This is a genomic window from Mixta sp. Marseille-Q2659 (assembly GCF_940807255.1).
Lineage (GTDB): Bacteria > Pseudomonadota > Gammaproteobacteria > Enterobacterales > Enterobacteriaceae > Mixta.
This window is the reverse complement of the sequence record NZ_CALNWY010000015.1, coordinates 50,621-63,282: the sequence shown is the minus strand read 5'-3', so window position 1 is coordinate 63,282 and position 12,662 is coordinate 50,621. Positions and strand designations below refer to the sequence as shown.

Genomic DNA, 12,662 nt, shown 5'->3' with positions numbered 1-12,662 from the left:
TGATGAAAAGACGGACTTTCCTGTTTAACCTGCTGCTTGCCTGCCTGGCGCTTGCCAGCGTCCCGGCTGGTGCCACCTGTACCAATACCCGTGTTACCCAGACCGAAGATTACAATGTTGCGCCAATCCCGTTCGGTAAAATTAACCTGACGGATACTTATCTGCAGCCGGTCGGTACGCAGCTGGCCAGCGTTGTGGTGCCACCCACGAATTACACCACGGGAGGAGCTAACGGCGCTTCGGTACTCTGGGAATGCGATGCCGCAGATTTACCCTATATCTATTTTTTGGTTGCCACCAATGGCGATGACCGCGTCGGCGGTTTTTATGATATAGGCGGAATTGACGGTTTGAGCGACGTCTACGCCACATGGTTTGCTTACGTCGGTATCAGGCAAAGCATGTCCGGCGTCACGCTGACCCGTCACTGGCAGAAGGTTCCCATCACCTCATATGCCACAAGCTCAACGGGTAAGATTCAGATCCGCCTTCAGGATATCCCGCCTCTGGTTGCTGAACTGTACCGGATCAGCAGCCTGCCGGGCACGTCCGCCGCATCGGCTTACTGTGGGAATAACAATACCGATGGCGTCGGTATTGGCTATGCTTCTGCGACGGGGCGTAACTATTACTGTCAAAACACCGTCCAGACTCAGCCCAATGCCTATATTCAGCTTTCCGGCGACAGTAATGTCACTTTCCGTTTCGGCCGCGATCTGGCTGGCGAAGACAGCGCCTATCACTTCGATTTCTGGGGCGCCGACAATGGCTTTGGCTACGGCATGAGGCTGGCGAATACCCTCTATGCGCTTCCTACCTGCGTGGCGCGTAATGCCACGCCGCAGGTTTTGTTCCCGACAGTTTCCGTCGCTGAGCTCGAACAAGGGAGGAGCGTCAGCGCCAGTTTCACCGTGCAGATCGAATGCAGTGATTCAGCGGTGTCAGGCACCGCCGCAGGCCAGACGGCGCTGGGTATTCAGGTATCTCCGGGCTCGTATAGCGCGGCCAGTACGCTGGGGCTGGTAAACGGCAGCGGCGGTGTGACGCACCTGCTCTCTGATAATTATTTTGGCGAAAACATGGCAAAGGGCGTGGGGATTACCTTGCAGAATGCGCAGGGAAAAAGAATGAATTTTGTTGGCCAGCCGGGGACGGTATCTCTGACCACGCCCGGTGGCGAAAATGCCGGATGGTATCCGGTACTGGAGGCGGCAAATACCGCAGGAAGCACTATGGCGGGATATACGCATTACAGCAGCACATTTTTAGCTACCCTACAGAAACTTGACGGGCAGACGGTTACTCCCGGTAAAGTCTATGCCACAGCCTATGTTCTGGTGAAAATTCAATGAGCAGCGTTTATCGCGCGGGCTGGATCGCTTTTCTACTGATCGTTGTCCTCGCGCCATTACGCGTTTATGCCGGGCTGATAGCCAGCGGGACGCGGGTGATATATACCGAAGGGACCCGCGAAACCAGCCTGATGCTGGCCAATACCAACTCGTGGCCCGTCATTGTGCAGAGCTGGGTCGATGACGGCAGCGGCAACCCGGCCTACGCGGGAACACCTTTCATCGTGCTGCCTGCCGTGTTTCGCCTGCAGCCAGAGGGAATACAGGGACTACGCATTGTTTATAATCAGTCGCCTTTGCCACGGGACCGCGAGAGCGTATTCTGGATTAATCTCTATGAAATCCCACCCGTGAGTAAAAATATGCCTGAACAATCCAGGCTGCAGCTGGCAATGAATACGCAGTTAAAAATATTTTACCGCCCAAACGATCTCTCTCCTGCACCCGAGAACGCGGCGTCACGTCTTAAATTTCGGGCCGTACAGGAAGGCGACCGCTGGTATGTCGAATGCGATAACCCTACTCCCTGGTATATATCGTTTACAGACATTATTGTTCGTGATGGAAAAACGGAGCGTCATGTTGAGCGGGAAATGGATATGATGACCGCGCCTTTTAGTCAGCGCCGTTATGCTTTGCCGGGAAATGCACCTGTTACCAGCGCAAGCCACATCCAGTTTTACTATGTAGACGAACGTGGTGCTATTTTAAATGATACTTCCCAGTTATAAAGGCCAATCATAGGGGCTATTCGCAGGGCAGAACATCGTACTAATTTTCAGTTCACTCATACCTTAAGTCCTTTCACTTTATTTTGCCCAGTCTTCCAGCACCAGCCCCGGTACCCGCTCAAACTCCCGCACATTGTTCGTCACCAGCACAGCGCCGGCGGCAATAGCATGACCGGCTATCGCCGTGTCATTCGGCCCGATCGGCGTACCGGCCAGCCGCAGCGCGACCCGGATGTCCGTAGTGGCGTCCACCGCGGCGCGGTCCCAGGGCAGGATGGCATCGAGGCGCGCGCAGAATTCATCGACCAGCTGCACGTGGCGCGACGAGGCCTTCGGGCCGGTGGCGCCGAAGCGCATTTCGGAGTAGGTAATGGCCGAGACAACGATGCGCTGGTTGCGCAGCACCGCCTGCTCCAGGCGCTTCAGTACGGCTTCCGGCTGCGCGCGCATGATGAACGAGCAGATAGAGGTGTCGAGCATATAGGTTTTGTTCACAGATCAAAACGTCCTTCATCGCTGACAACCACCTCACGCTCCGCCATGAAGTCCGGGTCTGCCTTTTCCAGCGTCGCGAACGAGCCCAGTCGGACGGACGGGACGCAGGATAATGCTGTTCCCTTCCCGGACGATCTCCAGCTCGCTGACGCCTTCAAAGTCCATATCCCGTGGCAGGCGGATGGCGCGGTTATTGCCATTCTTGAATACAGATACAGTTCTCATGATTACTCCTTCCGGTCGTGTTTCCGACACCGTGCCGATACCGGCTATTTTTGTCTGCGGACAGAACAGCCCCGCATAGGTTTAGTATATGCAGATGGCATGGATATATATATGTTCAGCATATGCAGATATCTAACTTATGCATAGAATTGTTATAAGTTGCCAACGCCATCTGTCACGGTCAAAAAGGCGAGATAAGAAAAGGATATACCGACGGTCAGGACGATCAGTAAACATTGCTTAACGTGAGTTTTTCGTTCCACTGAGCGTCAAACCCCGTTACATCAAAGCAATCACGCCATTTTAAAAAATGCGGCGTTAACAACTTCGCTTCAAATGATATTGATTATTATTACCAACTGCATTAAATTCTCATCAGCTTGAAACTTACTATAAAAATCATCGCTTAATTTGACGTCCTTTCACGTCGTTTTGTTTCAAATGGCAGCAACAGTGAGCTAATACCAACAATAAACAGGTTGTAACGCTCATGTCCTCATTATCTCAGGGATTAACTTTACCTACGCTATGCAAACTGGCCGCGCTGGCGGCTTCCGTACAGGCAGCCTGCGGCTATGCCGCCTCCACGAATACCGAGAATCCTGCTGCCGATCCGCAAATGACAGTCGTCTCGCCGCCGGTACCCAAACAGGCGGGCAGCAAAACCACCATCACTGCAGAAGAGATGCAGGCTAAAGGCGCCAATGATTTTGGCTCGGTGATGCGCTATCAGCCGTTGATTAGCGCAACCGGTACCAGTGGCGGTTCGGGCGCGGGAAAAAGCGGCTTCGACAGAAGCGGCTATACCGGTTACAACATCCGTGGCCTGGAAAGTAACCGCGTCGGCATTGATGTCGATGGCATTCCGTTGCCGAATGCGACTGGCCGTAGCTACGTAGGGCGTGCCGGGCTTAATACTTTTGGTATTGGCCGCGATTACCTCGATCCGTATCTGTTTGGCCGCGTGGATATTGAAGCGGGCGCCACTTCTGTCGATCAGCCAAACACCTCAATGGGCGGCGCGGTCTCCTTTCGCAACAAATCGGCGGACGACTATCTGCGCCCGGGCAAAAACAGCTATTTCGGCTACCAGAGCGACTACGATTCATCAAACCGTAGCTGGCATAACGGTATTACCGCCGCCATCGGGGATGAAACGCTGCGCGGCATCTTTGTCTACAGCCGCCGCGATGGGCAGGAAACGCGGACTAACAGCGATCTTGTTGATGCCTGGCCAGCTAACTGGCACTCCGATGCGCTGATGGCATCCGGCATCTGGCAGCCGAACGATCTGCATAAGTTCACCGCGACCGTCGATTATTACCATAAAACGAATCATACCCATTATGACGCCTGGAACAGTGCGGGCAGCAACGTGATCGGCACCTCGCAGCAGCAGAGCGATACGCGCCGCTGGGGAATTAGCCTGGCGGACGAATATACGCCCTATAACAACCTGATCGACAGCGCCTCGACGCGCGTTTTCCTGCAGCAAACTCAGGCGCACGACAACACCTATATGCCGGACAGCACTACCCGCACGATGGAACGGGTCTGGTCAGACTATAACGTGCTGACCACCGGTATGGAGACGCGTCTGAATAAAACGCAGGGTCGACACGAGCTGAGCGCCGGCCTGAACGCCAGGCTGGAAACGACCGAACGCCCGTTCCGGCAAGATCCGGTGCCCAGCGTTTTTAGCGCGATTATGCAGCCGGAAGCGGACAGCCGCAGTTATGTGTTAGGCGGCTTCCTGCAGGATAAAATCAACTTTACGCTGAACGATCATGACTTCGCAGTTATCCCTGGCGTTCGCGTCATGTATCAGCGCACCGAGTCGCGCAATCTCTCCAGCCTGGCCAGCGGCAGCAGCGCCATTGACGAATCTGATGTGGCGACGCTGTACGGCAGCAACAGCGATACGCAGGTGTTGCCTTCACTTACTTTCCAGTATGAGCTGACGCCCAGCCTGATGACCTGGCTGCAATATAAGCGCGGCGCGCAGTTCCCGAACGCCAGCCAGCTCTATGGTTCATGGAACCTGGCCTCCTCCTATGCGGGATCGCAGCAGTACGCGCTAATTGGCAACAGCGATCTGGATACGGAAACCAGCAATAATTTTGAGTGGGGACTGAAAGGTGAGGTCACCGACGGCATTACTTTAAGCACGTCGCTGTTCTACAACAGCTATAAAAACTTTATCGCCTATACCCGCTATACCCGCGCGGCAAACCCGGAGCAGTTCCAGAATGTGCCGGGCAACATCTACACTACCTATCAGGCGGATAACCGTGATAAAGCCTATATCTACGGCGGTGAAATCAGCACGAAGGTGAATTTCGGCACCTGGTTCGCGCCGGTTGAAGGACTGAGCGCCACCTTTGCGCTGGGCTACAGCGAAGGCAAAGCGAAATCGAGCTACCTCGGCGATAAATATATCGATATTGACAGCGTGGCGCCGATGAAAGGCATTGTCGGACTGGCGTGGAATGCGCCGAACCATCTATATGGCGGCGCCATTACCGCCACCTTTGTCAAAGGCAAGCGCGCCGAAGCCAGCAGTCGTGAAAGCTACAGCAATAATGGCACGGCGATTAACAGCGCCAATGATGAATATTTGCGCATCCCGGGTTACGGCATGGTGGATATGACCGCCTGGTGGCAGGTAACCAGAAATCTGAAGCTGAGCGGCGGCATTTATAACCTGACCGACCGTAAGTATCGCGATTATCTGAGCAGCCGTAACTTAACCTCTGAGACCAATCAGGATCGGTACGATAACGCGCTGGCGGTGATGCCGGGCCGTACTTTCCAGCTGGGTCTGAACCTTGATTTCTGATAACCCGCCCTGCGCCTGACGCAGGGCATAACAGGGAACGCCGCACCATGAATCCACATTACTCACACTATCTCGCACTGAAAATGGCGCATCCGAAGAAGTATGCGCGTGAACTGGCTGCCTTAATGGGGCTGAGTGAAGCGGAACTGACGCTGGCGCGCACCGATGCCGACGCTCTGTCGCTGAAGGCGGATATACCCGCGATTCTCGCCGCGCTGGAAAGCGTGGGGGAGATTAAAAGCATTACCCGCAATGAGTACGCAGTGCATGAACAGATCGGTACCTTCAGCAATCTGCATTTAGGCGGCCATGCCGGGCTGGTACTGAATCCGCGTGCGCTGGATCTGCGCCTGTTTCCCGCCCAGTGGCACAGCGCTTTTGCGCTGGCGGAGCAAACGGATCGCGGCGTAAGGCACAGCCTGCAATTTTTCGATCGCCAGGGCGATGCGGTACTGAAGGTTTATGCCACGGTAAAAACGGATATGGCTGCGTGGACAGAAGCGATCGCGCGGTTTCGCCAGACCGCCCCTGGCGAGCTGATGTTGAGCGCGGCACCAATGCCGGAGCTGGCCGAACAGACCGACCATGTAGCGCTGGAACAAGAGTGGCGTGCAATGACCGACGTACATCAGTTCTTCGGCCTGTTGAAAAGGCATCGGCTGTCACGCCAGCAGGCGTTCCGCGCCGTTAGCGACGATCTGGCCTGTCAGATCGGCAATGATGCGCTGGCGCAACTGCTGACGCAGGCGCAGCAGGATGGCAATGAAATCATGATCTTCGTCGGCAATCGCGGTTGCACGCAAATATTCACCGGCGTTATTGAAAAGCTGATGCCCACAGCAGGCTGGCTTAATGTCTTTAACGCCGCGTTTACCCTGCATTTGATGTCCGATCGCATTCATGAAAGCTGGATAACGCGCAAGCCAACTAAGGATGGCATCGTAACCAGCCTGGAGCTTTTTGCGGAAGACGGTACGCAGATTGCTCAGCTTTATGGCCAGCGAACCGAAGGCATGCCGGAGCAGGCGCAGTGGCGCAGGCAAATTATGGCACTTAGCGATCGTGGAGAAGCGGCATGAAATGGCTGCTTTTAGCGATCGCTCTTGGCGCAACCTTGGTTGCGCAGGGCGCGGAACGGGTAGTGACGGTTGGCGGCGACGTGACGCAAATTGTTTATGCGCTGGGCGCACAGGCGGAGCTGGTTGGGCGTGACAGCACCAGCCAGCGACCAGCGCTGGCGACAAAGCTGCCTGATGTCGGCTACATGCGACAGCTAAATGCGGAAGGCATTCTGGCATTGCATCCTACGCTGGTGCTGGTCAGCGAACTGGCGAAGCCTTCGCAGGTGCTGACGCAGCTGGAACGTGCAGGCGTAAAAGTAGTGACGGTAACCGGGAAGAACAGCCTTAACGCGATTCCGCAGAAAATTGCGACCATTAGCGCGGCGCTTCAGCGCAGCGAGGAAGGAGAAGCGCTGACGGCAAACCTCGCTAAGAAACAGGCGGCGTTACCCAAAAGCCTGCTGCCGGTGCGGGTGCTGTTTGTCTTAAGCCACAGCGGTATGAGCAGCATGGCGGCAGGCAATGATACCGCCGCCGACGGAGCGATTCGTGCCGCTGGGCTGATCAACGCCATGGGCAATGTGCCGCATTATCAAACCCTGTCGCAGGAAGGCATTATCGCCGCCGCGCCGCAACTGGTGGTAGTCGGCAAAGCGGGCATAAAAAATCTGGGATCGGAAGGGAATATCTGGCAGTTGCCCGGCATGGCGCTGACGCCTGCAGGTAAGCAGCATCGCCTGCTGGTAGTGGATGAAATGGCGCTGCTGGGCTTTGGCATCGATACGCCCGACGCCATTGTTAAGCTGCGTCAGGCCGCGGAAGCCGTCGCGCAAGATGAGTAATGCCGTGGCGTTACGCTGGCTGTGGGGAATGATATTTATGCTGCTGATGGCGCTGGTGCTGGCGGCGAGTCAGGGCGCCGTCTCGCTTTCGCTACGGCAGCTCTGGTTACAGCCGCTCGACAGCATGGAATGGCAGATCTGGCTGACGATCCGTTTACCGCGCGTGCTGCTGGCGATCCTTATTGGCATGGCGCTGGCGGTTTCCGGCTGCGTAATGCAGGGATTATTTCGCAATCCGCTGGCCGATCCCGGCCTGCTCGGCATTAGCAGCGGCGCGGGCCTGGCGGTTGCGCTGGCGATAATTATGCCGCTTAGCTTGCCTGCGCTGCTGGCGCTTTGGTTGCCGATGGCGGCAGCCTTTGCGGGCAGTCTGCTGACCACGCTGCTGATTTTTAGTCTGAGCCGGTTAGCTTATGGCAGCCTGTCACGCTTGCTGCTGGTGGGCATCGCGCTGAATGCGCTGTGCGGCTCGGCGGTCGGCGTGCTTTCCTGGCTCAGTAACGATCAACAGCTGCGCCAGCTGTCGTTATGGGGTATGGGCAGCCTGAGTCAGGCGCAATGGCCTGCGGTTATCCTCTGTGCCGTATTGATTTTGCCTGCACTGGTGATGATTTGCCGCTTTGCCGCCCGGCTGAATCTGCTGCAGCTGGGAGAGGAAGATGCGCACTACGCAGGAATGGATGTCGCGCGCGCGCAGCGTCTGCTGCTTATTCTTAGCGCGCTGCTGGTGGGAACGGCGGTCTCGGTCAGCGGCATTATCGGCTTTGTCGGCCTGGTGGTACCACATCTGATGCGATTTTTGTTGGGCAGCGATCACCGTTGGCTGCTGCCGGGTTCGGCACTGGCTGGCGCCATTCTGCTACTGATTGCCGATACGCTGGCCAGAACATTGGTGATCCCGGCAGAAATGCCGGTGGGCTTATTAACCAGCCTGCTGGGTGGCCCGTGGTTTCTTTGGCAGGTAATTCGTCAACAGCGGAGCGCGTATGTCTGAACTGCAAGCGGAAAAGCTAAGCTATCGGTACGATGGCCGTCTGCTGGTTGATGATGTTTCCCTGTCGCTGTCCACTGGTGAAATGGTGACGCTCATCGGCCCAAACGGCGCCGGTAAATCTACGCTGCTGCGCCTGCTGACCGGTTTTCTTCCTGCCAGCGCGGGAAGCTGTACGCTGGCGGGAAAACCGTTGACCTGCATCGCGGCGGCTGAACTGGCGCGCCAGCGGGCGGTAATGCGTCAGCAGCACAACCTGTCTTTTCCCATGCAGGCTGTTGATGTGGTTGCGCTGGGCCGCGCGCCCTGGTCATCGGTGCGCCGTGAAGAGATCATTTATGAGGTGATGACCCTAACCGGCGCACTGCCGCTGGCCCGGCGCGATTACCGTCAGCTTTCCGGCGGCGAACAGCAGCGCGTTCAGCTGGCGCGGGTTCTGGCGCAGCTCTGGCACGATGACGGGCCGCAGGGCTGGCTTTTTCTTGATGAGCCGACCTCGGCGCTGGATCTCTTTTACCAGCAGCAAACGTTGCGCCTGCTGCATCAGCTGACGCGCAAAGGAAATCTGATGGTCTGCGCCGTATTACACGATCTGAATCTGGCGGCGCTCTGGTCCGATCGCTTGTTGTTAATGTCTCAGGGAAAACTGGTGGCGACCGGCAGCGCGGAAGAGGTGATTACCGAACCTGTTTTAACGCGCTGGTATCGGGCGGATTTAAGCGTTATTACCGCCAGTGAATGCGGCAGGCCGCAGGTGCAGTTAAATCAGTAAGATAAATAACCCGCCGAAGATAATTAATTTAAGGCGGGCTTTTATCAATTATATTAGCAAAGACGTTCTGAATTACCGGTCGGTAATAAACGCAGCGATAATAATGGAGGCAGAGAGCGCGTCATATTGAAATAGAGGTATAAATAATGAATCAGGCTACGTTTATTTACTATTCTCTTAAAACGTTTAGCGCATTATTCGTGGTCTCTGCCGCTCGTCACAAAACTGTCATATTAGCGACATCTCGCTGTCATTAAACTGTCCTATTTTCCCACCTGCAGCAATACTGATTCTTACTACAACGGCATACAGCCTGACTTTTATCCCCTGGAGGGAATATGACACTGATGCGTAGCACCGTAGCCAAATTTGTTGCCGCCACCCTTTCTTTGAGCGCGGTTTCTGCGTTTGCAGCGACCGATCTCACCGGCGCAGGCGGCACCTTCCCGGCTCCGGTTTATGCCAAGTGGGCAGCTGATTATCAACAAGCGACCGGCAGTAAAGTTAACTATCAGGGCATTGGCTCCTCTGGCGGCGTAAAACAGATAATTGCAAAAACAGTTGATTTCGGTGCGTCCGATGCGCCGATGAAAGATGAAGACCTGCAAAAAAATGGCCTGTTCCAGTTCCCGACCGTAATTGGCGGCGTGGTACTGGCAGTCAACCTGCCGGGCATTCAGTCAGGCCAGCTGACGCTCGATGGCCAGACCGTGGGTGATATTTACCTCGGCAAAATTAAAAAGTGGAACGATCCGGCCATCGCTAAACTGAATCCGGGCCTTAAGCTGCCGGAAACCAACATCGCCGTGGTACGCCGCGCCGACGGTTCAGGCACTTCGTTCGTGTTCACCAGCTACCTCTCCAAAGTTAACCAGGAGTGGAGCGAGAAAGTAGGCAAAGGCAATACCGTTAACTGGCCGACCGGCCTCGGCGGTAAAGGCAATGACGGCATCGCCGCCTTCGTTCAGCGTCTGCCTGGCTCAATCGGCTATGTGGAATATGCCTACGCCAAACAGAACAAGCTGAGCTATACCAAACTGATCGATGCGGATGGACAGCCGGTTTCGCCGACGGAAGAAACCTTCAGCAACGCGGCGAAAGGTGCGGACTGGAGCAAATCTTACGCACAGGATCTGACTAACCAGAAAGGCAAAGACGCGTGGCCGATCACCACCACCACCTTTATCCTGATGTACAAAAATCAGACCAATGCGGCAAAAGGCGCAGAAGTGCTGAAGTTCTTTGACTGGGCCTATAAAGATGGCGATAAGACGGCTACCAGCCTGGATTACGCTACGCTGCCGGATTCGGTGGTTGAGCAGATCCGCTCAGACTGGAAAGCGCAGATTAAAGACAGCTCCGGTAAAGCGCTGTATCAGTAATTGGCTTTAACGGTGTTCGCACCGTCGCAGGGGTCGACTGAACGTCGGCCCGCAGTATCCGGGCGGCTGAAGGCCGCCCCTGTGAATTTCTTCTGTCGAGACTTTTATGGCTGAATCCAGGCCGACCTTTAAGGCCCCAGGAAAGCAAGGTGACATTATTTTCGGCGCGCTGGTTAAGCTGGCAGCGCTGATAGTCCTTTTGTTACTGGGCGGCATCATTATTTCTCTGCTTATCTCCTCCTGGCCCAGCATTGAGAAATTCGGTTTCTCTTTCCTGTGGAATAAAGAGTGGGATGCGCCAAATGAAAACTTCGGTGCGCTGGTACCGATTTACGGCACTATTGTTACCTCAATTATTGCTCTGCTGATTGCCGTTCCGGTCAGCTTCGGCATCGCGCTGTTTTTGACCGAGCTGGCGCCCGGCTGGCTGCGGCGTCCGCTGGGCGTGGCGATTGAACTGCTGGCGGCCATTCCCAGTATTGTTTACGGCATGTGGGGCCTGTTTGTTTTTGCGCCGCTGTTTGCTGAGTATTTCCAGACGCCCGTAGGCAACGTGCTGTCCAGCATTCCGTTTATCGGCGCGTTGTTCGAAGGCCCGGCGTTCGGTATCGGCATTCTCGCCGCCGGCGTGATCCTCGCGATTATGATTATTCCTTATATCGCATCGGTAATGCGCGACGTGTTCGAGCAGACGCCGGTCATGATGAAAGAGTCCGCCTACGGTATCGGCTGCACCACCTGGGAAGTAATCTGGCGCATCGTGCTGCCCTTTACGAAAAATGGCGTGATCGGCGGCATTATGCTGGGCCTGGGCCGTGCGCTGGGGGAAACCATGGCGGTAACCTTTATTATCGGTAACACCTACCAGCTCGACAGCGTTTCGCTCTATATGCCGGGCAACAGCATTACCTCGGCGCTGGCTAACGAATTCGCTGAAGCGGAATCGGGCGTGCATGTCGCAGCGCTGATGGAACTGGGGCTGATTCTGTTTGTTATCACCTTTATCGTGCTGGCGATCTCCAAGCTGATGATTTTACGGCTGGCGAAAAATGAAGGGGCGCGCTCATGACCACGCTGGATTTACATACCCGTACCGCGCTGCAGGCGTCACGCCGTAAGATGCAGGCGCGCCGCAGTATGCGCAATAAGGTGGCCCTGACGCTTTCCATGCTGACCATGGCGTTTGGCCTGTTCTGGCTGGTCTGGATCCTGTTTACCACCATTACGCGCGGCTTCGACGGCTTTTCGCTGGCGCTGTTCACCGAAATGACGCCGCCGCCGAATACCGCAGGCGGCGGGCTGGCAAACGCCATTGCCGGCAGCGGGCTGCTTATTTTATGGGCCACGCTGGTAGGTACGCCGCTGGGGATCCTGGCGGGCATCTATCTGGCGGAATATGGCCGTAAATCCTGGCTGGCGGAAGTTATTCGCTTCATTAACGACATTTTGTTATCAGCACCGTCGATTGTGGTCGGGCTGTTTGTGTACACCATCGTGGTGGCGCAGATGCAGCACTTCTCCGGCTGGGCCGGCGTGATTGCGCTGGCGCTGCTGCAAATCCCCATCGTGATCCGCACCACCGAAAACATGATGAGGCTGGTGCCGGATAGCCTGCGCGAAGCGGCTTACGCGCTGGGTACGCCAAAATGGAAAATGATTTCCGCCATTACGCTGAAGGCATCGGTATCCGGCATTATCACCGGCGTGCTGCTGGCCGTCGCGCGTATCGCCGGAGAAACCGCGCCGCTGCTGTTTACCTCGCTGTCGAACCAGTTCTGGAGTACCGACATGATGCAGCCACTGGCGAACCTTCCGGTCACCATATTTAAGTTCGCCATGAGTCCGTTTGCTGAATGGCAGAGCCTGGCCTGGGCAGGCGTATTACTGATTACGCTCTGCGTGCTGATGTTGAATATTTTGGCGCGTGTGATTTTCGCCAAATCGAAAAACTAATTACCGCGTGGCTTTGGCG

Annotated in this window: 11 protein-coding genes and 1 pseudogene; 10 read left to right on the top strand and 2 right to left on the bottom strand. The window is 55.7% G+C overall.

Annotated features, from left to right (window positions below; all coding sequences use genetic code 11):
• Positions 1-2 precede the first annotated feature (2 nt).
• Both P3C52_RS12390 and P3C52_RS12385 read left to right on the top strand, forming a co-directional pair.
• Complete coding sequence (locus P3C52_RS12390) at positions 3-1,352, top strand: fimbrial protein (RefSeq protein ID WP_275555329.1); 1,350 nt, start codon at positions 3-5, stop codon at positions 1,350-1,352.
• The gene (locus P3C52_RS12385) at positions 1,349-2,083 is read left to right on the top strand and encodes a molecular chaperone (RefSeq protein WP_275555297.1); all 735 of its coding nucleotides are present in this window, start codon (positions 1,349-1,351) and stop codon (positions 2,081-2,083) included. The genes P3C52_RS12390 and P3C52_RS12385 overlap by 4 nt, the downstream gene beginning before the upstream one ends.
• A gap of 78 nt (positions 2,084-2,161) precedes the next feature.
• On the opposite strand, the gene P3C52_RS12380 is transcribed toward P3C52_RS12385, so the two are convergent.
• Together P3C52_RS12380 and vapB are read right to left on the bottom strand one after the other, a co-directional pair.
• On the bottom strand, positions 2,162-2,578 hold the full coding sequence (locus tag P3C52_RS12380; RefSeq protein ID WP_275555296.1) for a type II toxin-antitoxin system VapC family toxin: 417 nt from the start codon (positions 2,576-2,578) through the stop codon (positions 2,162-2,164).
• Positions 2,575-2,803: pseudogene (vapB, locus tag P3C52_RS12375) on the bottom strand (type II toxin-antitoxin system VapB family antitoxin). Before vapB ends, P3C52_RS12380 begins: the two are co-directional and overlap by 4 nt.
• Before the next feature lie 490 nt (positions 2,804-3,293).
• On the opposite strand from vapB, the gene P3C52_RS12370 reads away from it, so the two are divergent.
• The 8 genes from P3C52_RS12370 (at position 3,294) to pstA (ending at position 12,643) form a co-directional block, all read left to right on the top strand.
• On the top strand, positions 3,294-5,642 hold the full coding sequence (locus tag P3C52_RS12370; protein WP_275555295.1) for a TonB-dependent receptor: 2,349 nt from the start codon (positions 3,294-3,296) through the stop codon (positions 5,640-5,642).
• 47 nt (positions 5,643-5,689) lie between these two features.
• A complete protein-coding gene (locus tag P3C52_RS12365; RefSeq protein WP_275555294.1) occupies positions 5,690-6,721 on the top strand; it encodes a ChuX/HutX family heme-like substrate-binding protein in 1,032 nt (343 codons plus the stop codon).
• Positions 6,718-7,545, top strand: a complete 828-nt coding sequence (locus P3C52_RS12360; RefSeq protein WP_275555293.1) for an ABC transporter substrate-binding protein — start codon at positions 6,718-6,720, stop codon at positions 7,543-7,545. The genes P3C52_RS12365 and P3C52_RS12360 overlap by 4 nt, the downstream gene beginning before the upstream one ends.
• Positions 7,538-8,539, top strand: a complete 1,002-nt coding sequence (locus P3C52_RS12355) for an iron ABC transporter permease (protein WP_275555292.1) — start codon at positions 7,538-7,540, stop codon at positions 8,537-8,539. The genes P3C52_RS12360 and P3C52_RS12355 overlap by 8 nt, the downstream gene beginning before the upstream one ends.
• Complete coding sequence (locus P3C52_RS12350) at positions 8,532-9,308, top strand: heme ABC transporter ATP-binding protein (RefSeq protein WP_275555291.1); 777 nt, start codon at positions 8,532-8,534, stop codon at positions 9,306-9,308. The genes P3C52_RS12355 and P3C52_RS12350 overlap by 8 nt, the downstream gene beginning before the upstream one ends.
• A gap of 338 nt (positions 9,309-9,646) precedes the next feature.
• Positions 9,647-10,690 (top strand): phosphate ABC transporter substrate-binding protein PstS, encoded by a 1,044-nt coding sequence (pstS, locus tag P3C52_RS12345; protein ID WP_275555290.1) that lies wholly within the window; start codon positions 9,647-9,649, stop codon positions 10,688-10,690.
• Positions 10,691-10,796: 106 nt separating this feature from the next.
• On the top strand, positions 10,797-11,759 hold the full coding sequence (gene pstC, locus P3C52_RS12340; protein ID WP_275555289.1) for a phosphate ABC transporter permease PstC: 963 nt from the start codon (positions 10,797-10,799) through the stop codon (positions 11,757-11,759).
• Positions 11,756-12,643, top strand: a complete 888-nt coding sequence (gene pstA / locus P3C52_RS12335; protein WP_275555288.1) for a phosphate ABC transporter permease PstA — start codon at positions 11,756-11,758, stop codon at positions 12,641-12,643. Before pstC ends, pstA begins: the two co-directional genes overlap by 4 nt.
• Positions 12,644-12,662 lie beyond the last annotated feature (19 nt).